22 protein-coding genes are annotated in these 23,442 nt (G+C 41.4%); 2 read left to right on the top strand and 20 right to left on the bottom strand.

The genetic code is table 11. The features are described 5' to 3' along the window. Window positions 1-81: 81 nt before the first annotated feature. From metG to mqnE, 8 genes are read right to left on the bottom strand one after another with little or no spacing between them, the layout of a single operon-like run. Window positions 82-1,977, bottom strand: coding sequence for a methionine--tRNA ligase (gene metG / locus OFO07_RS05505; RefSeq protein WP_270871230.1), 1,896 nt, complete (start codon window positions 1,975-1,977; stop codon window positions 82-84). Window positions 1,978-2,001: 24 nt separating this feature from the next. Further along, window positions 2,002-2,667 (bottom strand): type II secretion system protein, encoded by a 666-nt coding sequence (locus OFO07_RS05500; protein ID WP_270871229.1) that lies wholly within the window; start codon window positions 2,665-2,667, stop codon window positions 2,002-2,004. A 25-nt stretch (window positions 2,668-2,692) separates the two neighbouring features. Further along, on the bottom strand, window positions 2,693-3,901 hold the full coding sequence (locus OFO07_RS05495) for a hypothetical protein (RefSeq protein WP_270871228.1): 1,209 nt from the start codon (window positions 3,899-3,901) through the stop codon (window positions 2,693-2,695). Continuing rightward, the gene (locus OFO07_RS05490; RefSeq protein WP_270871227.1) at window positions 3,879-5,033 is read right to left on the bottom strand and encodes an MFS transporter; all 1,155 of its coding nucleotides are present in this window, start codon (window positions 5,031-5,033) and stop codon (window positions 3,879-3,881) included. The genes OFO07_RS05495 and OFO07_RS05490 overlap by 23 nt, the downstream gene beginning before the upstream one ends. Before the next feature lie 23 nt (window positions 5,034-5,056). Next, entirely contained in the window at window positions 5,057-5,506 is a 450-nt protein-coding gene (locus OFO07_RS05485; RefSeq protein WP_270871226.1) for a phosphoribosyltransferase, read from the bottom strand. Between the two features lie 12 nt (window positions 5,507-5,518). Further along, window positions 5,519-6,814 carry an NCS2 family permease gene (locus OFO07_RS05480; protein ID WP_270866754.1) on the bottom strand — a complete coding sequence of 432 codons (1,296 nt, stop codon included), beginning with the start codon at window positions 6,812-6,814 and terminating at the stop codon, window positions 5,519-5,521. After that, window positions 6,798-8,018, bottom strand: coding sequence for a potassium/proton antiporter (locus tag OFO07_RS05475; RefSeq protein WP_270871225.1), 1,221 nt, complete (start codon window positions 8,016-8,018; stop codon window positions 6,798-6,800). The genes OFO07_RS05480 and OFO07_RS05475 overlap by 17 nt, the downstream gene beginning before the upstream one ends. Before the next feature lie 2 nt (window positions 8,019-8,020). After that, window positions 8,021-9,109 (bottom strand): aminofutalosine synthase MqnE, encoded by a 1,089-nt coding sequence (gene mqnE / locus OFO07_RS05470; RefSeq protein WP_270871224.1) that lies wholly within the window; start codon window positions 9,107-9,109, stop codon window positions 8,021-8,023. Between the two features lie 134 nt (window positions 9,110-9,243). Here mqnE and glmS point away from each other — a divergent pair, with 134 nt between their 5' ends. Continuing rightward, window positions 9,244-11,067 carry a glutamine--fructose-6-phosphate transaminase (isomerizing) gene (gene glmS, locus OFO07_RS05465; protein ID WP_270871223.1) on the top strand — a complete coding sequence of 608 codons (1,824 nt, stop codon included), beginning with the start codon at window positions 9,244-9,246 and terminating at the stop codon, window positions 11,065-11,067. 65 nt (window positions 11,068-11,132) lie between these two features. Continuing rightward, window positions 11,133-12,029, top strand: coding sequence for a hypothetical protein (locus OFO07_RS05460; RefSeq protein WP_270871222.1), 897 nt, complete (start codon window positions 11,133-11,135; stop codon window positions 12,027-12,029). Between the two features lie 5 nt (window positions 12,030-12,034). Here OFO07_RS05460 and tgt read toward each other — a convergent pair whose 3' ends face one another. The 12 genes from tgt to aroB all read right to left on the bottom strand — a co-directional run bounded on the left by tgt (window position 12,035) and on the right by aroB (window position 23,437). After that, the gene (gene tgt / locus OFO07_RS05455; protein ID WP_270871221.1) at window positions 12,035-13,192 is read right to left on the bottom strand and encodes a tRNA guanosine(34) transglycosylase Tgt; all 1,158 of its coding nucleotides are present in this window, start codon (window positions 13,190-13,192) and stop codon (window positions 12,035-12,037) included. Further along, window positions 13,182-13,478 (bottom strand): hypothetical protein, encoded by a 297-nt coding sequence (locus OFO07_RS05450; RefSeq protein WP_270871220.1) that lies wholly within the window; start codon window positions 13,476-13,478, stop codon window positions 13,182-13,184. Before OFO07_RS05450 ends, tgt begins: the two co-directional genes overlap by 11 nt. Continuing rightward, complete coding sequence (locus OFO07_RS05445; RefSeq protein WP_270871219.1) at window positions 13,468-15,642, bottom strand: heavy metal translocating P-type ATPase; 2,175 nt, start codon at window positions 15,640-15,642, stop codon at window positions 13,468-13,470. The genes OFO07_RS05450 and OFO07_RS05445 overlap by 11 nt, the downstream gene beginning before the upstream one ends. After that, a complete protein-coding gene (locus OFO07_RS05440) occupies window positions 15,632-16,000 on the bottom strand; it encodes a YtxH domain-containing protein (RefSeq protein WP_270871218.1) in 369 nt (122 codons plus the stop codon). The genes OFO07_RS05445 and OFO07_RS05440 overlap by 11 nt, the downstream gene beginning before the upstream one ends. Beyond that, on the bottom strand, window positions 15,997-16,296 hold the full coding sequence (locus OFO07_RS05435; RefSeq protein ID WP_270859170.1) for a Cys/Met metabolism pyridoxal-phosphate-dependent enzyme: 300 nt from the start codon (window positions 16,294-16,296) through the stop codon (window positions 15,997-15,999). The genes OFO07_RS05440 and OFO07_RS05435 overlap by 4 nt, the downstream gene beginning before the upstream one ends. Before the next feature lie 9 nt (window positions 16,297-16,305). Continuing rightward, on the bottom strand, window positions 16,306-16,668 hold the full coding sequence (locus OFO07_RS05430) for a hypothetical protein (protein WP_270871217.1): 363 nt from the start codon (window positions 16,666-16,668) through the stop codon (window positions 16,306-16,308). A 219-nt stretch (window positions 16,669-16,887) separates the two neighbouring features. Beyond that, window positions 16,888-17,205: an HMA2 domain-containing protein gene (locus OFO07_RS05425; protein WP_270871216.1), complete on the bottom strand. Its 318-nt coding sequence runs from the start codon at window positions 17,203-17,205 to the stop codon at window positions 16,888-16,890. Between the two features lie 3 nt (window positions 17,206-17,208). Then, entirely contained in the window at window positions 17,209-17,739 is a 531-nt protein-coding gene (gene mog, locus OFO07_RS05420) for a molybdopterin adenylyltransferase (protein WP_270871215.1), read from the bottom strand. A gap of 7 nt (window positions 17,740-17,746) precedes the next feature. After that, entirely contained in the window at window positions 17,747-19,516 is a 1,770-nt protein-coding gene (locus tag OFO07_RS05415) for an AAA family ATPase (protein ID WP_270871214.1), read from the bottom strand. Continuing rightward, window positions 19,500-20,738 (bottom strand): tRNA (N(6)-L-threonylcarbamoyladenosine(37)-C(2))-methylthiotransferase MtaB, encoded by a 1,239-nt coding sequence (gene mtaB / locus OFO07_RS05410; protein WP_270862357.1) that lies wholly within the window; start codon window positions 20,736-20,738, stop codon window positions 19,500-19,502. Before mtaB ends, OFO07_RS05415 begins: the two co-directional genes overlap by 17 nt. After that, on the bottom strand, window positions 20,739-22,406 hold the full coding sequence (locus tag OFO07_RS05405) for a mechanosensitive ion channel family protein (RefSeq protein WP_270871213.1): 1,668 nt from the start codon (window positions 22,404-22,406) through the stop codon (window positions 20,739-20,741). Next, the gene (gene aroB / locus OFO07_RS05400; RefSeq protein ID WP_270871212.1) at window positions 22,403-23,437 is read right to left on the bottom strand and encodes a 3-dehydroquinate synthase; all 1,035 of its coding nucleotides are present in this window, start codon (window positions 23,435-23,437) and stop codon (window positions 22,403-22,405) included. Before aroB ends, OFO07_RS05405 begins: the two co-directional genes overlap by 4 nt. Between the last annotated feature and the right edge of the window lie 5 nt (window positions 23,438-23,442).

Genomic DNA, 23,442 nt, shown 5'->3' with positions numbered 1-23,442 from the left:
TGTTTAATCGCCAAAATGCGTAAATTCGCGCTAAATTTTAGCAAAATTTGTGCCGAAATTTGGGAGATAAACAGCACAAACCTACCCTACTCGCGCGCCGTTTTTTACTTCGCCATGTGTGCCAAGAAGCGTGAGTTTGCCGTCTTCCGCGCTTAAAATCATACCTTGGCTAATGTGGCCGAAAATTTTGGCTGGTTTTAGGTTTGCTAAGACGCAGACTTGTTTGCCAATTAGTTCTTTTGGATTATAAAATTTAGCGATACCGCTGACGATTTGGCGTGGAGCTTCCTCGCCTAAATCAATCATAAATCTTAGCAATTTATCGCTACCCTCGATATTTTCGCACTCCAAGACCTTGCCTACTTTAATCACGCATTTTGCAAAATCATCGATTTTGATCTGTGCCTCAGCGTTTTCATCTTTTTTAGGCTCGACACTTGCCTCTGGTCTGCTCATAAGCTCGCTTTCTACCTTCGCAAACAGCGGCTCGCACGCACTCGCGCTATAATCCAATAACTCACCACGAAGGCAGAGTTTTTCGTAAATTTCAGTTGAAATTTTAAATCCCAGCGCAGAGGCGATTTTATCCGCAGTTTTTGGCATTGCAGGACTTAAAAGCACAGCAACTTTGGCCAAAATATTGGCTACAAGCGCCACAAGCGCATTTGCTTTTTCGCTCTCGCCATTTTTTATCAAATTCCACGGCTCGTATTTTGCAATCGCGCCATTTGCCAGCGCAAGAGCCTTCCAAAGCTCCTCTAAATAGCGATTTGTCGCGACTTCTTCAAGTTGAGCGATTGCCGAGCTTATCAAAGCATTTGCCTCGTTTATCTCATCTGTGTAGTATTTTAAGACATCTTTGGAGTTTATGATATTTGCCGAATACTTCGCGCTCATACCGATAATGCGGTTTAATAAATTTCCAAGTTCGTTTGCAAGTTCTGAATTTATGCGACTAATGATAGCTTTTTGCGAAAAATCGCCGTCTTGACCAAACGGCACCTCACGGAGCAAAAAGTATCTAAACTGCTCCAAACCATAAGCCTCAGCCACTTCGGCAGGATTTACGACATTGCCTAAGCTTTTGCTCATTTTGCGTCCGTCCCTAGTCCACCAGCCGTGCGCTGCGATAGTGCGTGGCATAGGCAAATTTAAGCTCATCAAAAACGCCGGCCAATACACAGCGTGAAATCTCAAAATATCCTTGCCGACTATATGAAGCGTGTCGCCCCAAAAGTCCATTTTAGCGTCATCTACACCATAACCTATGGAAGTGAGATAATCCATTAAAGCGTCCAACCAAACATAAATAACATGTTTATCATCTTTTAACTCGCTTGGAATTTTAATCCCCCAATCAAAGCCTGTGCGTGTGATAGAAAGGTCTTTTAAGCCACTTTTTACGAAGCTTATAACCTCATTTTTCTTACCCAAAGGCAAAATGCACTTATCGCTCTCATACCATTTTAAGAGCCTATCGCCATAAGCACTGAGTTTGAAAAAATAGCTTTCTTCTTTTAAAATTCTAGTTTTTTTGCCACAATCAGGGCAGTATTCACCGTCTATTAGCTGATTTGACGGGAAAAAACTCTCGCAACTAACGCAGTAATTCCCCTCATATTCGCCCTTGTAAATATCGCCGTTTTCATACATTTTGCGAAATACATTTTGCACGCCTATTTCGTGGTTTTTATCTGTCGTCCTTGAATACATATCGTAAGAAATTTCAAATTTATCCCATAATTCTCTGAATTTCGCACTGATTTCATCTGCGTATTGTTGCGGTGTTTTGCCCCGTTTAGCAGCGGCTTCTTCGATTTTTTGACCATGTTCATCGGTGCCGGTTTTAAAGATAACCTCATGCCCTTGCAAACGATAAAATCTAGCCATAATATCGCAGATAATCGTAGTATAAGCATGCCCGATATGCGGGACATCATTGACATAATAAATAGGCGTTAGTATGTATTTTTTCATATTTTTCCTTGGGTTTGGTTTATATTATTGGCTGATATCTGCGCCACTTAGCCTGTATGAAACATAGCCAGTTTCAGGGCGTATGGTAATAACAGAGCTATCGCCAGCGTCGTTTGTAAGCGTAATCGTGCAATTAGTAACAAACACTCTATCATACGGCGTCGCAGAATTACTTACTTGCCCCATTGGGCGTCCGATATGATCAAATGAAATAGTTTGATTGCCATTTTCGCCACAACCAGCAAAAGCGATATTTGTAATGCCGTATTTGCCTTGTAAATTTAGCTTATTATTCATCAAATCGCCTCTGTTATTAAAACCTTGGCTTGCAAAACCAGAGGTTAGAAGTCTAGCTGGATTTTGTGGATCTCTGGCGATTTCATTTATGCTATTTGGATTACCACTTGCACCAGTATCCTCGTAGATAGTATATCTCCATCCTCTCGCAGAAGTAGCGGTGTTATGGTTGTGGAACTGAATTCTCCATGCTTTTTTATACCAATCAGGATCATTTGCGTCAAATTTATTATCATACATCGCTAGTTGTTGTGTATAGCGTATGTGTGATACGAGCTGATCGCTCGCTTCGACTAGGGCATTTCGCTCTGTTTGGGGAACTGCAACCGCTGCAAGTATCCCAACTATAACTACAATAAAAATAAGTTCAATTAATGTAAAACCTTTTCTCATAATTTTTACCTTTCATAAAAATTCGCTATATTTTAACATAAAATTTCGCAATTTGAACGCCAAGTTTATAAATATCAATACTTTGATCGAAATTTCTTTCATTTTTTTCCTCTATTATGGCGTCAAAACCTTTGTTTATACCATAAAATTTAAGCCGTAGCTGCATTTGCTCATCATCGCAAAGCACGCTTGTAGCCCCGCGCTTTTTTAACTCATTGGCTAAATTTTTTGCCACATCAAATTTATAAATGAAATGTTTGCTAGGGCGATTTTGGAAAAACACCACATACATCGCGTCGCTAAAAATCACAGAAAAATAGCTAAAAACTAAGCTAAACAAACTCACGCCAAGCGCAAATTTGTGAAAAGAGCGAAATCTAGGGAGCCTTACTCTGTATGAATTAAACACGACCCGCACGATTAGTGGCGTCGCAATCACGCAGTATGGTAGCATCATCTCCATAGCCACACGCTGTCTAAGCGAAAAAATCAGTGCCAAACAAAACGCGCTAGTAGCGATATACCAGAGCAAATCTTTGTTTTCTTTAATCCAAATTCGATAAATCGCATAGACAAAAAACAAAAAAACAAAAGGCGAAAACGCCCCCGCAAATACGCCAAGAGCGTCTAGGAAATACCCGCGCGGTTTGCCCTGCGTGTCGATATCATAAAAGAGTATGCTAAATACAAAAAGCGCCAAATTTAGCACGAAAATTTCTCGCTTCCCAGATCTCAAAGCCCAAATTCCAAAACCGATATAAAGCATAAAAAATGCCCTATCAATAAAGGCGCTAAGCACCAAAACAGCGATAAGCGCACCCCAGTTTTTGGTTTTGGCAAAATAGTATGCTAAAAGCGTAGCAAAGATAATAATGCCGGCTGGATTTAGCAAAATCGCGCTACTCATCGAGGCAGGAAGTGTCATAAATAAGGCAGTTGCGACAAGTCTATCAAATCTGCGTTTTAGGGTAAATTTTGAAATTTTATAAATCAAGGCGCAGTTTATGAAATGCAAAATCAAAAAAGGCGCCCTTAGCGCATAATCATTTTGTCCGAAAATTTTGCACGAAACATTTGCTATGAGCGAAGTTAGGCTGTTTTGGTTATAAAAAATTTCAGCCTCGTAGTAACTTATACTTAAATTTGATATGGCGTAAATCAAAAAAAGCGCGTCAGCACAAAACAAAATCGCTAGGATTAAAATTTCGTTTTTAATGAATTTTTCTAAGCTCATATCGTTTTAGTTTCCATATAAAAAATATCGACGCCATAACCACCACGCAAAGCGCGCTTAAAAAAGCTCCCCAGCCAAAGCTATCATACAAAAATCCAGGCACGAAACTCCCCAAAGCCCCGCCACAATAATAAAAGCTAATGTAAAGTCCGTTTGTAATGCCCTTGTGAGCGGTGGCCTTTTTATTGACATGCGCAGTGGCGACCGAGTGCGCCATAAACGAGCCGAAATAAAACACTATCATCGAGCCAAAAATCACGCCGAAACTCTCCACATGCAAAAGCAAAAGCGCGATGAAATATATCAAAAACCCTATCATAATCGCATTTGTCGGACCCTTGCAAAAATTTGCAATTCGCGCGACATTAAAGGAAATAAAAACTCCCACAATATAGCCAAAATACATAAAGCCGATTTTCGAGCCGTTAAATTCGCCAAGAAGCCTTTTTAGCTCAAATGGCAAAACATTTAGCGTAGCTTGAAAGACAAAGCACATACCAAAAATCGCGCAAAAAATATAGATATTTCGCGGAATTGATAAAATTTGGGCTATGTTGCGAATTTTGGGTTTGACAAGGCTGATTTTAATCACAGGCAAAATTTTATAAAGCAACGCGCTCACGCCAAATGCAAGCGCTCCAAGCACAAAAAAGAAAAATCTCCACCCAAACAAATCTGTAAAAAATCCGCTCAAAAATCGCCCGATAAATCCCCCAGCTATCGTCATACCCACATACGCGCCGATTGCGCTGGCTAGGTTTTGTTTGTTTGCGCTTTGGGAGATGTAGCTCATTATCCCAGTCAGAGCCGCTGGGACAATGAAGCCTTGGATTATGCGAATAGTAAGCAAAATTTCATAACTATCCGCCAAAGCAAAGCAAATTTCGCTCGCGCCAAATACAAAAAACACCCCCACTAGGACATTTTTAATCGAAATTTTCTCTAAAATATAGCCATAAATTATCGAAGCAAATGCAAGCGGAGCTAAAATCGCAGTGGTAAAAAGCGAGGCTTTAAATTTTGAAATTTCTAAAATTTGCTCGAAATGCGGTTGCAGGGGCTGTGGCGCATACATAATGCACATTGCTAAAACCGCACAAAAATATAAAATCAAAAAATTAAAATTCTTCACAGCCCACTTCTAAATTTTAAAATTTACTCTTCTATTTTGTAATTTTCCCAAAAAAAGTTAATCCACTCATCGGTCTCTTTGATTTTAAAATCAGGCTGGATTAGCGCCTTGCTTTTGTAAAAAATCACCGCTGTTTTAATCTCAGCCTTAGGGTATTTTTCCTCCAAAACACGCTTGATTTCGACCATACTATCGCCACTATCGATGATATCATCGACTAGCAAAATTCTTTTATAAAGTTCCAAATCAGGGATATTGAAAACATCGATTGTATCGAGCTTTTGCGTATCTGCGTAGTGGATTGAGTTGATCGAAAAAATCGTCCTCATATCAAGTGCGTTTGCTAGCGCATGACCAAATGTCAGCCCGCCACGCGCAATCGCTACAATCGCGTCAGGCGCGAAGCTATCGCGCACTTGTTTGGCGATGATTCTACTATCTTTATCAAGTTCTTCAAAGCTGTAAAATTTCATATTTTCTCCTTATTAATGCAAAATAAATACCAGCGCGCTAATTCCTGCTAGCACCAAAACACCCAAATTTATATCGCTAAACCTTCTTTGCACCAAACGCACAAGCAAATAACTAATAAATCCGAAGCTTAGACCATTTGTAATCGAATATGTAAAAGGCATAAGCATAACGATAAAAAATGCCGGAATTAAAATTCCAATATCGCTGTAATCAAGCTTGCCAAGCTCGCTAAACATCAAAATTCCAACCATTACCAAAACTGGATAAATTGCGTTGCTTGGAATCGCTTTAAAAAGCGGAAGCATAAATAGCGTCAAAATAAAGCAAACCGCCGCAAACACAGCAGTTAGACCAGTGCGACCACCAGCCTCGACACCACTTGCGCTTTCTGCAAAGGCTGTAACCGTGCTAGTGCCCACTATCGCGCCACCTACTGAGCCAACAGCGTCGGCAGTCAAATTTCGCGCTAGTTTTTTCATACCCTCAGGATCTTCGTCGCTAAAAATTTTCGCCCTATTTCCAACACCAGTTAGCGTGCCGATACTATCGAAAAGGTGAGTTACAAAAAATGTGATGATAAATGGCAAAAACGCGAGTTTTAGCGCGCCCATGATATCAAGCTGTCCAAAAATCGGCGAAATTGAAGCAGGAAGTGAGACGATACCCTCTGGTTTAGGCGAGATCCCAAACACCCATGCAATCACAGAGGTAATCAAAATCGCCAAAATAAACGAAGCTTTTACCTGCAAAACAAAAAGCAAAATCATGATAGTTAGACCGCCAAGACCAAGCAAAACAAGTGGATCGCGTAAATTGCCAAGAGCGACAAGGGTAGCTTGATCGGCTACGATAATGCCCATTTGTTTAAGCCCGATAAAGCAGATAAATGCGCCGATACCGGCACTTATAGCGCGACGCAAATCAAGCGGAATTGATTTGATAACCCAAATTCGGAAATTTGTAAATGAAAGAACAGTAAATAAAAATCCGCTCAAAAACACGATTCCAAGGGCTGTTTGCCATGGAATTTGCGCCCCCATGCAAAGCCCAAATGTAAAATACGCATTTAAGCCCATGCCCACACTAAGTGCGACAGGCGTATTTGCAAAAAAGCCATTAAAAAGCGTCGCTAATATCGTAATTAGCGCAGTAGCTGTAACTAGCGCCTCGTATGGCATGCCTGTTTGGCTCATAATGATAGCATTTACAGGCACTATGTAAATCATAGCCAAAAATGTGGTAATTCCCGCATTCAACTCTTGCTTGATAGAAGTTTTGTTTTCTTCTAACTTAAATAACGAAGTCATCGCCGTCCTTTTCAGTGATATTTAGTTTTTTTGCTGCAAAATTTATAGTCGTTCCTTGGATTAAAACCGAGATTAAAACCATAAAGAAAACGATATTAAAAATAATATGAGATTCCTCTAAATGATAAACATAAGGATATGTCGCAAGTATGATAGGAACTGCACCCCTTAGCCCTACCCACGAAATATAAAATTTTTCAAATTTGGAATATTTGCTTTTGATAAGTGAGATAAAAACGCTAGCTGGCCTAGCTATAAAAATCAAAACCAGCGACAAAATAATCGCATTGTGCGCGATTTGAGGCAGGTCTGATGGAAAAACCAAAAGCCCAAGGGTCAAAAATACGACGATTTGCATCATCCACGCAATCACTTCGTGAAATGCTATGATATTTTCTTTGTTTGGAAATGCGTATTTGTTCGCCAAAACCCCAGCCATATAGACGCTTAAATATCCATTACCGCCCAAATGCGAGCTTAGCCCAAACATTATAAGTAGCCACGCAATGCTAATTAGCGGGTAAAGTCCTGTTTGCATAAGGCGTAAATTTATGCAAATTCTAGGGAACAAATACCCAAACGCAATGCCCAAAACTCCGCCCACTGCAAACTGCAAGAAAAAGTGCATTAGCATTTTTTCTATCGTTGTATCTTGGGCTAAAACTATCAAATTTAAAATAGCGATTGTCAAAAAAATCGCCATAGGGTCGTTGCTGCCACTTTCTAGTTCTAAAAGTTCATTTAAGCCATTTTTGAGCTTGATTTTTTGGCTTCGCAAAATCATAAACACAGCCGCAGCGTCTGTCGAAGATATAATCGAGCCAAGTAAAAGTGCGTGAAGTGGCGCAAAACCCAAAACCAAATATATAAAAACCGCCATTATCAAAGCAGTCAGCAAAACACCGATAGTAGCAAGCAAAACCCCGCTTACCATAACGCTTTTAATGTGTTCAAATTTGGTATTTAATCCGCCACTATAAAGTATGAAAACAAGGGCGATTGTCCCCACAGCTTGTGCCAAATGTGGATTGTCAAATTCAATCCCCACAATGCCCTCACTACCAAGTAGCATACCAAAACCCAAAAACACAAGCAGAAGCGGAAGTCCGATTTTTTCTGAAATTTTACTAGCATAAACACTGATAAAGAGTATAACACCGATACCGATGATATATAAATTCAGGCTACTTAGTAAAATTTCCATTTTTAACTCGCATAAATTTGAAGTTCGTTATACAAACTATCGCGCTCGACTGGGATTAATCCGGCAGTTTGAATTAAATCGATAAAATCTTTTTTATTCACACCCTTTTTGCTCTGCGCGCCTGCGCTACTTTGGATACTTTCGTTCTCTATCGTGCCATCTATATCATCTGCGCCAAATTCTTGCGCCACTAAGGCTAAATTTAGCGTCGAAGTCGCCCAATACGCCTTGATATGCGTAACATTATCTAGCAAAATTCGGGCAATCGCGATTGTTTTTAAAACCTCAGCCGAACCCATAGCCTTAGGCGTCTGCAAATAGTTATTTTCTCTTTGATACACAAGCGGGATAAATGCGTTAAATCCACCACCATTGCCGTTTTTTAGGGATTGCTCTTGCAATGCGCGAATTCGCAAAATGTGATTGGTGCGGTGAGCAAAATTTTCAATATGGCCAAAAAGCATAGTTGCATTGCTTTGGCGACCCATTTTATGCCAAATTCTGTGAATTTCAAGCCAGTTTGCCGAGCTTACCTTTCCTTTGCAAATCTGCTCCCTCACACCCTCATCAAATATCTCAGCACCGCCACCAGGCATACTATCTACGCCGCTAGCAATCATATTTTTTAGCGTTTCTTCGTAAGGCATTTTCCATTTTCGTTTGAAAAAATCCACCTCGGCTGCGGTCATTGCTTTGATATGCAAATTTGGAAATTTGGCTTTTATCGAGCTAAATAAATCAAAAAACCACTCAGGCTTTAAATTTGGATTATGCGAGCTTACGATATGCACCTCTTTGGTGCCTCTCTCCACAGTATCAGCCACTATGCCCAAAATTTCATCTTTGCTCATTGTGTAAGATTGCTTCTCGTTTTTGCGATGAGCCGAAAAAGCGCAAAATTTACAGGTATCAGCGCACAAATTTGAAGGATTTATATGACGATTTGAGTTGAAAAACACCTTTTTGCCGTTTTTTTGCTCTCTAATCAAATTTGCAAATTTAGCTAGGTCGAAAAGGTCTAAGTCCCACAATTTGGTCGCTTCATCGAAATTTAATCTTTCATTATTTTCTAATTTTTTTAATATTTCCATAAAACTTCCTAAAATTTAAATCGTAATTATATAGTTTTAAAATTTAATCTAGCTAATTTTTTAAAAATTTTCTAACGATTTACGAAAAATTACTATAATTTTGCGAATTTTGCTGAAAGGAATAAAATTTAAAAATGTGCGGAATCGTAGGATATATCGGAAATAAAGAGAAAAAAAATATCGTCCTAAATGGTCTAAGAGAGCTTGAATACAGAGGCTATGATAGCGCTGGAATCGCTATTATGGAGGGCAAGGAAAATGCAAATATTACATATTTTAAGGCTGTGGGAAAACTTAAAAATTTAGATGAAAAAATGGCTGATTTTAGCAGCGAGTGTTTTGGCGTGTCAATCGGGCATACTAGGTGGGCGACGCACGGCAAGCCGACCGAGCTAAACGCTCACCCGCATTTTGGTGAATTTAGCTTTGTGGTGCATAATGGAATTATTGAGAATTACCAAGAGCTAAAAGATGAGCTTAGTAGCGAGGGCGTGGTGTTTTTGAGCCAAACAGACACTGAGGTCATCGTGCATTTGTTTGAAAAATACTATAAAATTCACGCCGACGCATTTAAGGCTTACGAGGCTACGATTGCGCGTTTGCATGGGGCTTATGCGACACTTTTAATCACAAAAGCAGCACCAGGGAAGGTATTTTTCGCCAAAAACGCAGCTCCACTAATCGTGGGATTTGGCGAGAGTGGTGAAGTTTTGTTTAGCTCATCAGACGCACCATTAATCGGACTAGCTAGCAAGGTTACCTACCTAGATGACGGCGTGTATGGCGTGGCTAATAGCGATGAAATCAGCGTATATCAAAACGGCAAAAAAATCTCTCCAAACTACGGCGAACTCCCGAAAGACAAGGGCTACGCGCAAAAAGAGGGTTATAGATTTTTCATGGAAAAAGAGATTTATGAACAATCCCAAGTCATCACAGAGACCATGATGGGGCGCGTGATAAAGGCTGGGGATATTAAATTTGATGAAATTTCGCCTGATTTGTTTAAGGGCGTAGATGAGATTATGATTTGTGCGTGTGGCACGAGCTACCATGCTGCGCTAGTTAGCGCGTATCTTTTCGAAAGACTAGCCAAAATTCGCACCAAAATCGAAATCGCTAGCGAATTTCGCTACAAAGAGCCATTTTTAAACCCAAACGCGCTTTTTATCGTAATTAGCCAAAGTGGCGAGACAGCCGACACCCTAGAAGCCCTAAAAATCGCCAAAGAAGCAGGATTAAAAACCCTAGCAATCTGCAATGTCGATAACAGCTCAATCGTGCGCTTAGCAGGCAGTGTAATCCTAACTCGCGCCGGTATCGAAAAGGGTGTGGCAAGCACAAAAGCCTTTGCTACGCAGGTCATGGTGCTATGGATGCTAAGCGTCTATGCTGCAAGACTGCGCAAAACTATCAGCGAAAATGAACAAAACGAGCAAATTTCAACAATGCTTAAAATTCCGCAAATTTTAAAAATAAATCCGCGCCTACAAGAGCGAATTTACCGCCTTAGCAAGCACTATTTGCACGGACATGGATTTTTCTTTATCGGGCGGGATATTTTCTATCCGCTAGCATTAGAGGGCGCACTCAAACTAAAAGAAATTTCATATCTACACGCCGAAGGATACCCAAGTGGCGAGATGAAACACGGCCCAATCGCGCTAGCAGACGAGCACCTTTTCACAATCGCGCTAATGCCACAATCCCTGCTGTATGAGAAAACCAAAAGCAATGTCGAAGAACTTGCCGCTAGGGATTCGTATATTTTGGCGATTAGTCCAAAGGAATTTGACCTAGCAGATGATTTTATCAAAACCAGCGACCAAACCAGCCCAATGGCTGAATTTTTCGAAATGATGATAATTTTGCAACTTTTAGCACTTGAAATCTCTGTGCGCCTTGGCAACGATGTGGATATGCCACGAAATTTGGCAAAAAGTGTAACCGTAGAATAAATTTTAAATATTTATTTACTTTAAATTTATAAAATTCCGTGAAATTTCACTTTCACGGGGTTTTTATGAAACTTGCAGGACAAATTCTAAACAAATCTGTAATCTTAGGCGACGACGGCAAAAGATACACCTACTCTACCTTTGATTTCCACGACGAAAATTTAAAAATCGGCGATTTTGTAAGCTTCATCGCCGAAAAAGATAAAGCAGTTTTTATCAAATACATAAAAGACGGCGTAAGCCCAGAGCCACAGGACGAGACTTCGTTTCTCAAAAAAGAGGTAAATTTCGAATTCGTCGAAATCGAGCCTAAACAAAACGAAAATTTAGAGAGCAAAATTTATTCAAATTTCATACGCAAACACGGAATTCTCTCGTGCATTTTGCCACTGATTTTCGCCGGGGGATTAATGTTTTTCAAAGGCGAAATAATCTCATTTTTACTCGCTAATAGCGCAAATTTAGGCTTTGTAAATTCAGCTTCGGTTGGAATTTGCGTAGATTTAGCCATAGTTTTTATCTGGCTTCTAGCCTATCTAATCCCACTAAATTTCGCATTTAACGGCCTTGCAGTCGCCACGCACGATCTATACGCCAAACGCCAAATCAACTCATTTAATCTGTTTTTTATCCTAACTTTGATTGTCGCACTAGCAGAAATGAATAATTTCTTTGGCCTGCAAAAATACGGCCTTGGCGTGCTGTGCGCGCTAGGCGTGCTAGGGTTTTGCGCGTATTTTTACAAATCAAAAGCATTTTTTTATCTCAGCAAAAAAACAGGGGTCAAACTCTTCATTTTAGCCCTGATTGTGGATTTCGTGGCTGTATTTAGCGCAAATGTGCTAAACAGATTTTTTGGCTTTATTAACCCTGATTTGATTTGGTGGCAGCATGTCGCAATCTGCGCTGTTATCGCGCCACTTTATATACTTTCATTTTTGCTGATAAAACGCCTTGTTTAGGCGTTTTATTTGGCTCTTTTGGCGTAAAAATTTAGCCTAAATTTAGCAAATTCACCCCGCATTATCGCTTCTCGCATTTGTTTTACTAAATTTAGATAATAATGCAGATTATGAATACTTGCTAGGCGGTAAAATGTCAGCTCGTGCGCGCGAAATAGGTGGTTTAAATACCCGCGCGAAAAATTTTTGCAAGTGTAGCAATCACACTCCTCATCAAGCGGTCCATGATCATGGACGAAACAGGCATTTTTAATGCTAAATTTGCCCCTGCTTGTAAATATCGTGCCATTACGCGCATTTCGCGTAGGCATTACGCAATCAAACATATCGACGCCACGCGCGACATTTTCGACCAAATCCTCTGGCGTGCCTACGCCCATTAAATAGCGCGGTCTGTTTTCATCAATAAAAGGCATCACCCCCTCGACCGTGTCATACATAAGCTCGTTTGTCTCGCCTACGCTTAACCCGCCTATCGCAAGTCCGTCGAAGCCCATTTCACAAAGCGCACTAGCGCACTCTTTTCGCGCTTCATAATCCGTGCCGCCTTGGATAATGCCAAAGATATTTTGGTGAGTGTGAGATCCGCGCGATTTATTTTCGCTGTGAAATTCCACCGCTTCCTTTGCCCATTTTATCGTGCGTTTCACGCTTAAATCAATGCGCTTTTTAAGTCTGATTTTAGCCTCGCTTTCAAGTTCGTTTGGATTGCGTGGCAAATCGACCAAATCATCTAAAATCATCATAATGTCCGAATTTAGCGCGTATTGCGTCTCTATCACAGAGCGAGGCGTGAAATAATGCGTGCTTCCGTCGATATGGCTTTTAAATTTTATGCCGTTTTCGTCGTTTTTGGTGTTTGCTCGCAGTGAAAATGCCTGAAATCCACCGCTATCTGTTAGGAAATTTCCCCCAAATTTGCTAAATCCATGAAGTCCGCCAAACTCCTCTACCACGCTAGCTCCTGGGCGCAGATACATGTGATATGTGTTTGCTAGGATTATCTTTGCGCCTAGTATTTCGCTCGCATCATGCGCGTCTAGGCCTTTGATAGCACCCACCGTGCCAACAGGCATAAAAATCGGCGTTTGCACCACGCCGTGCGCCATTTCTAGGGTGCAGGCGCGCGCTGCGCCGTCTTTTGCGTCTATTTTAAATTTCATTATTTTCCTTTGGTAAATTTTGCGCTATTTTACCAAAGTTTTTGCCTTTTTTAGAGTTTTTGAAATTTTTGCGTCCGCTTAAATACTCACTGTATCTCGTGCCATACAGACTTGCGTGCCAAATCGCAAAGCCAAGCATACTAATTCCGCTTATTTTATGGATTTTGCGCCACACCTTGCCCTTTTTAAACCCGCTAAACGCGCAGATTCCCATACTCACCGCAAGGCTATTTTTGGCTAGTTTTCGCTGAAATTGCAAATCCAAAATTTTATCCTTATTTTTCAAATTTAGCCCCTTTTATCGAATTTAAAAGCAGAGCAATCGTCGTGCCATTATGCAAAATCGCCGTAGATATCGGGCTTAAAATCCCAAGCGTAGCCAAAAGCAAAATCGCCGAATTTACCCCAACGGTAGCGTTAAAATTCCGCCTAATCAGCCTTAGTGTATCATCTGCTGCGGCTTTGATTTTCGCCACGCCCTCGATATCGTTTTTCAAAAGCAAAATTTGCGCGCTTGCCTTTGCGATGTGCGCGGAACTTGGCATACCTATCCCCACATCTGCCGCCATTAGGCTAGGAGCGTCGTTTATGCCGTCTCCGATAAATGTAACCTTATGCCCGCGCGATTGCAAATCTTTGATAATCTCGGTTTTTTGCGTCGGCAAAAGCTCCCCATACGCCGCGTCAAGCCCCAGCTCGCGCGCCACTTCATCGGCTTTTTGCTTCACATCGCCACTTAGCATTATGATTTGTTTGACCCCTATTTTGCGAAGCTGGGAAATCACAAATTTAGCATTATCACGAAGTCTATCGCGCAGTCCAATCACACCCAAAAGCTTGCCGTCAAATGCGATGAAAAGTAGCGAGAGGCCGCGATTTTCTAAGTTTTCAATCCGTTTTTTAAACGGCGAAAAATCTATCATCTCATCATCTTGTAAAAAATGCTTCGAACCGATTATTAAAATTTTGCCCTCTATGTTTGTCTTCACCCCGTGCGCTACGACAAATTCGACCTCATCGTGGCTGACATGAATAAATCCTCGCTTTTTAGCTGCTTCAACGATAGCCTGGGCGACTGGGTGGAAATAATGCTCCTCTGCGCTCGCTGTCAAATTTAAAATGTCTTTATCGCTGAAATTTTTATCAAAGGATATGATTTTTACGACCTCTAAATTCCCGTGTGTGAGCGTACCTGTTTTATCGAAAACAAAGGTATCGCTAGCTCCAAGGCTCTCTAAGGCTTTCGCCCCTTTTATGAGAATTCCAGCCTTGCCAGCCTTTGAAATGCTCGATTTAAAGGCAACTGGCGTTGGGAGTTTGAGCGCACAGGAATAATCAGCCTGCAAAACAGAGGCAACGCTAGTGAAATTTCGATTTATCAGATACGAAACCCCAGCTAGCCCAAAGGTAATAGGCACTAGCTTATCGCCCAGCCTCATCGCACGCGCGCCGATTTGCGAGCGCTCTTTGAGTGCGTTTGCGATGTATTTTTTGATACTGTGCGCAGATGTTTCATCGCCCACACTTTGGGCATAGATCCTAATCGCCCCCTCAGCGACTATCGTCCCACTAAGCACCATATCGCCCCTGCTTTTGCGCGCCGGCAAGGCTTCGCCTGTCATAGAGGATTGATTAATCAGCGCCTCTCCGCTTAAAATATGGCCATCTACGCCGATAATATCGCCAGATCTTACCACGACGATATCGCCTGTTTTAAGCTCTTTGGCTGGGATTTTCATCTCAATTTTTTCGCCGTTTTGCTCTACCTCAACCCACGCCTCGCTAATATCAGGTTTGGCTAGCTCTTTTATCAAATCATCGCTTTTATAAACGGTGCTTTCTTCCATATACTCGCCAAGGGCTAGCATTGCATTTGTGCTATTTGCCGCGAAAGTATCAGCCCTGCCAAAGGAAATCCCCACAGCCAAAGCTTCAAGCGTTTTAGAAGTTAGTCCGTGCGCTAGGCTCTCTTTTGCCCCCTCTTTGAGAAGCGGCAAACAAGCAATCAAGCTAAAAAGTCGCACAAACGCCGAATTTCGAAAGAAAAAATTCGCCCCAAGCGCAGCGGCTGAGACAATCAAAGCATTTTTGCTAGGGGCATGTGAGCGTTCGCGCTTTTTGGCGCGCTTAAATTTGGCTAAGTCTAAATTCGCTAGGTGCTTTATCAGCTCGTCGCGAGTGCTAATATTTGCGCTCTTGCGGGAGTTTGCGCTATTGCGGAAGCCATCACTCTCGCCCTTGGCTTTGCGGGCAGTATTTTTGAAAGCTGGACTAGTAAAATTTTTGTCATAATTTATAATTAAAGCGCCGATTTTAGCGTTAAATCTGCACTCTTTAACGCCACTAAATTTTGAAATTTCTTTTAAAAATTCGCCCTCATTTAAATTTTTAAAAGCGCAAATTTTAAGCCTGATTCGCCCCGCACACTCGTGTTTTATCTCAAATTTCATCTTCGCTCATTTGCGCTTTTGCGTCCAAAAAACGCTCCTTCATCTCCTCAATCCCCATTTCAAAGAGCTCCGAGCCCTTTGCGATAAATTTAAAAAGGTTTGTTTGCGCATTTTCGTTAGTGAAAAAATACACGACCGCAGCGCCCAAAATTGCGCCATTTAGAAATGAATTTTTCTTAAAAAATTTGCTTTTGCCTAATTGATTTAGCCCGACAAAATTTGAAAGGTTTTTGGATTTTTTGCCACCAAGTGCGCTATTTATCCATTTTGATAGCTCACCAAGCTCGCCATTTGCGCTGTTTTCGCAATATTTTAAAATTTGTTTTAACTCTTTTTTAGAAATCTTTTTTTTGCTCATTTTGCTTCCTTTGTGATTAAATTTTCGCTCATTTCTAGCGCGCATGTCGCCAAAACTGCGCCCACAAGCGCCCCCAAATACTCGCCCTGGACTAGTTTATTCGCGCTATAAATCGCCCCACCTGCGATGATACCTCCACGAAGTGCCGAATTTAGCCCGTCGCGCATAGCCTGCTTTTTGTTTTTTCCTTTTTTGACATTTGCAATCTCGCTCGCAGCCCCAGCGATCGCCCCAGCTAGCGCGCCACTTAGGGCGTTATCGATTGGCGAGCGAGATAGAGTTAGTTTGGTATTCATGCCCTAACCTTAAATTTGCGTCTCAGTCGCAGTGTCTACGCGTTTGACGCGTGGTTTAGGGGTGGTTGATTTTTTCGCCCGCGGTTTTTTCGCTGGTTTTTCGACGCTTTTTTTGTTTGCGGATTTTTTCGGCTCACCAGCAGTTTTTTCTGGCTCGCCTTTTGCGTTTTTAAATTTCTCGCTAATCTCATCACCTGCCCTATTTAGCGTGGTTTTTACGCCATCACTCGCACTTTTTACCTTATCTTTTAGCTTTTTTGCGCTCTCGCTTTTGGCAAGCTCGCTAAGACCTTGTGCGATTTTTTTGCGATTTGTGAGCGCATAGACACTAGCCCCGCCAAAAACTAAACCTAAAAAAAATCTAATCGGCATAATTTCTCCTTTTAAAATTTTGAAATTTACATACTTATGATTTTTGCTATCATAATTATAAAAAATAAAAATTTGATTTTACGCAAAAACGCCTTAAAATCAAAATTTCAAGGCGTTTTAAACGATAAATTTATCAAATTTTTAGTGTGAAATAATAGAATATTTTTGTATAAAATTAGCTGAATTTATAAAAACGATTTTCATTTAATTATGAAAATTTTAAGAGCAAATATCATTAGCCGTAGAATTTACAAGCGAAATTAGCTCAGGCGAAACCTGCCCAGACAAAAACTCCTCCCACAGCTGGGGCTTAAAAATTTCGCTGTCGTAAAAGATCGTCAAAGAGCCAATTAGCGGGTTAAATTTATACTCTTTTATTCCGCTAATACTAGCGATTTTCGCCTTTAATTCCGCTTCGCCAACCCCACTAATCTCCCTAATCTTTGGGCTTACGCGAATTCGCAAACGACCCCTTGTGTGGGCGATTTTGGTGAAATATTTGGCGAAATTTAAAATATCGTTTTTCTCAATTTGCATTTTTTACTTCTTTTTTGGGCGAAAGGCTGTGATTTTATCGCTTACCTCGATATAAGCGCCACCGATTAAATCTATACAGTATGGAATCGCCGGGAAAATCGGCTCTAAACACTGCAAAATCGCCTTTGGATTGCCCGGCAAATTTACGATAAGAGAGTTTTTGTAAATACCGGCCGTTTGCCTCGATAAAATGGCGGTTGGGACATATTTTAGGCTCACAGCGCGCATTAACTCGCCAAAACCAGGTAGCATTTTTTCGCACACTGCCTCGGTAGCTTCTGGCGTGACATCGCGCAGGGCTGGACCTGTGCCGCCTGTGGTAAATACAGCGTCGCACCCATTACCACACATTTCTCGCAAACTACCCTCAATTAGCGTGCGCTCATCGGCGATTATGCGGTAGTCAAATTCCACCTCGCCCTCTATCCACTCGCTCATTATGCGCCTAATCTCAGGACCGCCCCTATCCTCATAAACCCCGCTTGAAGCGCGATCGCTAATGGTTAAAATTCCTATTTTTACCTTTTTTTGCATATTTTTCCTAATCATCGAAATTTAATCTATCACTTCTAGGCGCAGGTGTTTCGCTATGAATTTCACCCTGATTTTCGCCCTGCTCTTCGCCCAAATTTTCCTCGTCCTCATCAAGCTCTGGTTGCAAGATCGAGCGCACGCCAGAGTGAGTGATATACTCATAAACAAAAATTTGCTTCGCTATCAAATTTAGCGCCTCTTGCATAGTGCGAAGCGTCTCTCCCACATCTTCATAGCACGAGTTTAGTATCTCATTGACGCTGGCAGGATTTGGCACGAAACTATCCCCCATAGCGTATTCATAGACCATTTTTTGCGCCAGCTCGGTGGCTTCTTTGACATCGTTTGAGCCGTTTGTAAAGGCGTCGTTTTTGTGTATCGCAAGGGCTGCTGTGCCGCTGAGTAAGACTTTGATTTGATTTAGCATTTGGGTTTTGGAGCGGATTTCGAAATCATCGTTTAAAAATTTATCGTTTAAAAGCTCGATTTTATCGAAATTCATCGAATACCAATACGCGATTAGCGCCTTTGCAGCCTGATAAAAGGCTTGGATTTCTTTTTCATTTTCCGTTAAAATTTGGCTTTTTTGCACGCCATAAAAGACCTTTGTGCGCACATTTTCGAAGTCTATTAGCTCGATTTTATCGCTTCCCCTCTCCAATGCCTTCATCGCAGCCTCATTGACAAATGTCGCCACGCCCGCCCCACTAAATCCCACGCAAAGGCGACTAACCTTGGTTATATTTAAATCAAATTTTTTATCCGCAAGGTAAATTTTTAAAATTTCAATCCTGTCTTTGTAGTTTGGTAGCGAGATAAAAATGCGCCTATCAAACCTGCCAGAGCGAAGCAGAGCCTCGTCAATCAAATCGATTTTATTCGTCGCGGCAATGACCATTACACCGCTATTTTCTTCAAATCCGTCCATTTCTGTTAGAAGCTGATTTAGCGTAGCCTCTCTCTCGTCGTTTCGCCCAACGCCCCTTTTACCGCCCACAGCGTCGATTTCGTCGATGAAAATAATCGCAGGCGCGCAGGATTTTGCCTTGGCAAAGAGCTCCCTGACGCGCTTTGCGCCCACTCCGACAAACATTTCGGCAAAACTCGCCCCGCTTTGGTAAAAAAACGGCACGCCAGCCTCGCCGGCTACGGCCTTTGCAATTAGCGTTTTTCCCACACCAGGGGCTCCTATCATCAAAACGCCTTTTGGAAGTTTTATGCCAAATTTTTGGTATTTGAGCGGATTTTTTAGAAAATCTACGATTTGGATTAGCTCGTCTTTGACCTCGCTAATACCTGCGATATCGCTAAATTTCACATCGCTTTTAACTGGTTCAAATGAGTTTGGTGCGAAATTTTGCGGCGCAGTATTTTGGGCCTGCGAAGCTAAATTTTGCCCTTTTTTACGGCGTGAAAGCACGGTTTCGAAATAATAGACAAAAAGAAAAAACGCAAAAGTAAAAATCACCAAAATCGCGCTGATTGTCATTTCGCCACTATTGCCGTGCGATTTGCTGATAACTGCGTGATTTGCCAGCTCTTTGAGATCGACGATATCGGCTAAAATGCGGTATCTTTTGCCCTCGTAAATGAAATTTAGCGCGCCGTCCTCGATATGGGCTCGCTTGATCAAATCCCTTTGCATAAGCTCGCTAAATTCGCGCTCGCTGATGTATTGCGCGTCATCTTTGAAATACACAATACTAAGCAAAACGATAAGCAATCCCAAAAACACAAGGATTAAATTTAGCTTGTTTGCCTTAAATTTCTGCCACATTTGACTCAAATTTGACTTCATAATCTTCTATCCTTACCCATTTTTTAGATAAATCTTTTTCGCTTTTTATCAAAATTTTATTATAAAACTCATCGTATCCCTCGTAACACTCGCCATTTTTGCGCTCCACTAGCACCGAAAGTGGCGATTTGTGAGCTTTTCGAAACTCGAAATTATTTAACGCTACGATATTTTTAAGCATTTTAAGCCTAGCTTTCGCCACTTCGCCATTAATCCTCCCGCTCATCGAAGCAGAAGCTGTGCCCCGGCGTGGAGAGAAAATAAAGGCGTGCAGGTGCGTAAGCGGGAATTTTTTGAAATTCTCAACCGCCTCGCCCCAGACTTCCTCGCTCTCGCCAGGGTGAGCGACGATGAAATCAGTGCCTAGCGCAAAACCCCTCTCACCTAGCTCCAAAAACAGCTCCAAATCCCTAAACGCCGTGTTTCTGCGACGCATAATGCTAAGCATCGTCTGCGAAGTGTGCTGCAAAGCGATATGCAAATGTCGCTCCAAAAAGCTCTCGCCCAAAATTTCGCGAAAACTCTCATCAATCTGACTTGGCTCGATTGAACCTAGCCTAATGCGCTTTATGCCTGAAAGGCTGCCAAGCCTTTGCAGTAAAGCCCCAAGAGATGTGGCGCTATCCTTGCCATAGCTACCGATATTCGTGCCAGTTAGGACGATTTCGCTAAAACCATTTTGGGCTAAATTTCGCGCCTCATTTATAATCAAATTCTCATCGATAGAGCGCGCGCGCCCCCTTACAGAGGGGATTATGCAGTAAGCACACGAAAAATCGCAACCCTCTTGGATTTTGATAAAGGCTTTCGTGTGATTCTCAAAATCGCCGAGCACGCTACTTTCTTTATACTCCAAATCTCCGATATCGTAAAATTTCGTATCTGCGCGCAAATACTCATCGATTTTGGCCTTTTGGCTCATACCAAAAACGCCAAAAATTTGATTTTTTGCTAGCAAATTTTGCCCCTGCGATTTGGCGCCACAGCCTGTTAAAATCACCCTTTTTCCAGCCCTATTCATACGCGAAATATAGCCTCTGACATCGCTATCTGCGCCGTTTGTAACGGTGCATGAATTTACCACAATGATATCTGCTTCGCTCTCATTGCCCACAATCTGCGCGTTTTGCACCATTTTTTTGATTAATTCAGTATCGTAAATGTTCGTGCGACACCCAAAGGTCTTAAAATACACCCTCACCTATACTTCCCCCATAGGTGGCTCATTTGGCTCGAAATTTGGCGCTTTGTTTGCGCCATAAGTTTTGCCGTTGTAAAGCGTGTAAGCTGGGTAAGCGATTTTGATATCATCTTCTTTTTGCAAGCTTTCTAAAATTTCACTTGAAATATTACTTCTAAGCCCCAAAGTAGCGTATGAATTCGTCATATACCAAACCGAAATTTGAATACCATAAGGCTCAAAAAAGCTAAAAATTCTAGGCTCGACATTTGGGTTTTTTATGCTGTATTGAGAACGGAGTTTTGACATTTGCTTTTTGGCGATATCGGTGTAGCCTTTCGAATACTTTCTGACTATGTTTTTGATGATATACATAGCTTTTTTGTGATTGCTATCAAATGTGAGTAAGATATCGATGCCGTCCCAAACGGTCTTTAACCCAGAGTGCGTATAATTAGCCAGCAAATCTGTAAAAATGTAGTTATTCGGTATAAATACAACCCTGCCGGCGCGTTTATTTTCTCTCCATGTTGTCATCGTAACATCTTCGAAAATCGTCATTCTAAGCACGGAAATATCGATGATATCGCCCACATACACGACGCCATTTTTGCAGACTTTGACGCGATCCCCTACCCTAAATGTGCCGCCAAATACGATTACAAGCCAGCCAAGCGAGCTCATAAACATATCCTTCATCGCAATCGCCAAACCTGCCGAAGCAAAGCCCAGCACGGTGACAAAATGCGTCATATTATCAATATACGAAAATAGTAAAATCAGCACGATAATGGTGAAATTTATAACATTTATGATTTTATTTACAAGGTAGAAATTTTCATCATTTATGACATATCGTTTGGCGATAAATTTGGCTAAAAACGCCAAAGCCAAAACTATGCCAATCCATATAAGGATATTTCCAGCACGCTTGATTTGCGCCGTGATATCGGCAGTTAGCGCGGTGATTTGGGAGTTGATTTTTTTCTCATACACATCATAAGTCGTCCCAGCAAGCTCGTAAGCAGAGCTAAATTCGCCGATTTCATATTTTAAATTTTCGTAATCTTTGATGAGTTTATCATCTGGGGAAATTTTTTCCACTTTGGCGTATAATTCGGCCTTGGTTTCGAGTTTTTCTATCAAAACCTTTAAATTTTCGATTTTTCGTTTTTGCTCCAATTTTTGCTCTTGCAAATTTCGAATCGTCGAAAAGCCCGTGATTATCGAAAAGGGATTGCTCACGCGCTCTGGTTCTGGGGTCTCTGGCATAGCGACAATGTCCAAAAATGGGCTTTTTTCATACTCTTTTAAAAGCGAGAGTTGCTCATTTACAGCGCGAAGTTTTTTGCCTATTTCGTTGATCTCGTCCGCGTCGTTTAGGGATTTTTGCTCATCTTGCAGGATTTTTTGCTGTTTTAAAAGCTCTTGGTAACCGATGAAATTCGCAAATCTGCTAACCCAAAGATTGTTTTTGATCTCCTCATCAATCGCCCTAATCTGCTCGCCAAGCGGAGCAATCATCGCTACATCGGCACTTTCGCTTGAATTGACATATTCTTTATTTAATCTAGTGGCGGAGCTGTTTTGCTCTGATAAGCTTAAATTTTGCTCTGCTAAATTTTCGCTTAAATTTCCCTCGCCAAAAGCAAAAACAAAAAATAAAAAAAGAGTTAAAATTTTATTCATTGAAACGCTCTTAATGTCGATTTTACGAGATTTTCATCGATATCATCAGATACGAAAAAATCACCAATTCCCTTTGGCATGATAAATTTTATCTTGCCTAAGGCACTTTTTTTATCCAGATAAAACATTTCGTAAAATTTATCTACGCTTTGGATTTTATAGCTTAGCGGAAGTCCAAATTTAGCGAGCACGGAACGAATTTTTTCCGCCTCATCAACGCTTAGTTTGCCAAGTCTTACAGCCAAATCATTTGCCATAACCATGCCAATCGCCACAGCCTCGCCGTGCAAATACACAGAATAATTCGTCAAATTCTCAATCACATGCGCGAAGGTGTGTCCGTAGTTTAGCACCGCTCTCACGCCGTTTTCGCGCTCATCTCTCGCCACGACACCGGCTTTTATTTCCACGCATTTTGCGATGATATGGGCTACTTCGCTATCACTCTTCAAATCATGCTCGCAAAAATACTCAAATAGCTCTTTATCAAATGTAACCGCCATTTTCACAGCTTCCGCCACACCTGCGCCAAATTCGCGCGCTGGCAAGGTTGAGAGAAATTTACTCTCACAATACACGGCGCGTGGCTGATAAAATGAGCCGATTAAATTTTTGCCGAAGCGGTTATTCACGCCTGTTTTCCCGCCCACACTAGCATCTACTTGGGCTAAAAGCGTGGTTGGGATATTTATAAAATTTATCCCTCTTTCATAAATACTCGCGCAAAATCCCGTAATATCGCTAATCACGCCACCGCCAAGTGCTATTAGCGTGCTTTTGCGATCTAGTTTGGAGCTAAAAAGTTGCTCTAAAATTTGCTCCACGCTGGCTAAGCTTTTATACTCTTCGCCATCAGGAATTGTGATAATAAATTTCTGCTCGCACTCCAATCTCTCCAACAAATACGAGAGCCAAAGCCCGCTAACCTTGGGGTTTGTGATGATTGCGACCTTGCCAGGAAGTGAAATTTTGGCTAATTCGTCGATAAAAACGCTGTAACTTTTCTCTTTCAAATCAATATCAATTTTCATATTCT

Source organism: Campylobacter sp. JMF_06 NA1, assembly GCF_027737785.1.
In the GTDB taxonomy this organism is placed as follows: Bacteria; Campylobacterota; Campylobacteria; order Campylobacterales; family Campylobacteraceae; genus Campylobacter_B.
The sequence above is the reverse complement of the archived record's forward strand: the minus strand, read 5'-3'. Positions and strand labels throughout refer to the sequence as shown.

Bases quoted from the DNA above. Each gene is read 5' to 3' on its own strand.
- metG (WP_270871230.1), bottom strand. From the start codon at position 1,977: ATGAAAAAATACATACTAACGCCTATTTATTATGTCAATGATGTCCCG.
- OFO07_RS05500 (WP_270871229.1), bottom strand. From the start codon at position 2,667: ATGAGAAAAGGTTTTACATTAATTGAACTTATTTTTATTGTAGTTATA.
- OFO07_RS05495 (WP_270871228.1), bottom strand. From the start codon at position 3,901: ATGAGCTTAGAAAAATTCATTAAAAACGAAATTTTAATCCTAGCGATT.
- OFO07_RS05485 (WP_270871226.1), bottom strand. From the start codon at position 5,506: ATGAAATTTTACAGCTTTGAAGAACTTGATAAAGATAGTAGAATCATC.
- OFO07_RS05480 (WP_270866754.1), bottom strand. From the start codon at position 6,814: ATGACTTCGTTATTTAAGTTAGAAGAAAACAAAACTTCTATCAAGCAA.
- OFO07_RS05475 (WP_270871225.1), bottom strand. From the start codon at position 8,018: ATGGAAATTTTACTAAGTAGCCTGAATTTATATATCATCGGTATCGGT.
- mqnE (WP_270871224.1), bottom strand. From the start codon at position 9,109: ATGGAAATATTAAAAAAATTAGAAAATAATGAAAGATTAAATTTCGAT.
- glmS (WP_270871223.1), top strand. From the start codon at position 9,244: ATGTGCGGAATCGTAGGATATATCGGAAATAAAGAGAAAAAAAATATC.
- OFO07_RS05460 (WP_270871222.1), top strand. From the start codon at position 11,133: ATGAAACTTGCAGGACAAATTCTAAACAAATCTGTAATCTTAGGCGAC.
- tgt (WP_270871221.1), bottom strand. From the start codon at position 13,192: ATGAAATTTAAAATAGACGCAAAAGACGGCGCAGCGCGCGCCTGCACC.
- OFO07_RS05445 (WP_270871219.1), bottom strand. From the start codon at position 15,642: ATGAAATTTGAGATAAAACACGAGTGTGCGGGGCGAATCAGGCTTAAA.
- OFO07_RS05440 (WP_270871218.1), bottom strand. From the start codon at position 16,000: ATGAGCAAAAAAAAGATTTCTAAAAAAGAGTTAAAACAAATTTTAAAA.
- OFO07_RS05435 (WP_270859170.1), bottom strand. From the start codon at position 16,296: ATGAATACCAAACTAACTCTATCTCGCTCGCCAATCGATAACGCCCTA.
- OFO07_RS05430 (WP_270871217.1), bottom strand. From the start codon at position 16,668: ATGCCGATTAGATTTTTTTTAGGTTTAGTTTTTGGCGGGGCTAGTGTC.
- OFO07_RS05425 (WP_270871216.1), bottom strand. From the start codon at position 17,205: ATGCAAATTGAGAAAAACGATATTTTAAATTTCGCCAAATATTTCACC.
- mog (WP_270871215.1), bottom strand. From the start codon at position 17,739: ATGCAAAAAAAGGTAAAAATAGGAATTTTAACCATTAGCGATCGCGCT.
- OFO07_RS05415 (WP_270871214.1), bottom strand. From the start codon at position 19,516: ATGTGGCAGAAATTTAAGGCAAACAAGCTAAATTTAATCCTTGTGTTT.
- OFO07_RS05405 (WP_270871213.1), bottom strand. From the start codon at position 22,406: ATGAATAAAATTTTAACTCTTTTTTTATTTTTTGTTTTTGCTTTTGGC.
- aroB (WP_270871212.1), bottom strand. From the start codon at position 23,437: ATGAAAATTGATATTGATTTGAAAGAGAAAAGTTACAGCGTTTTTATC.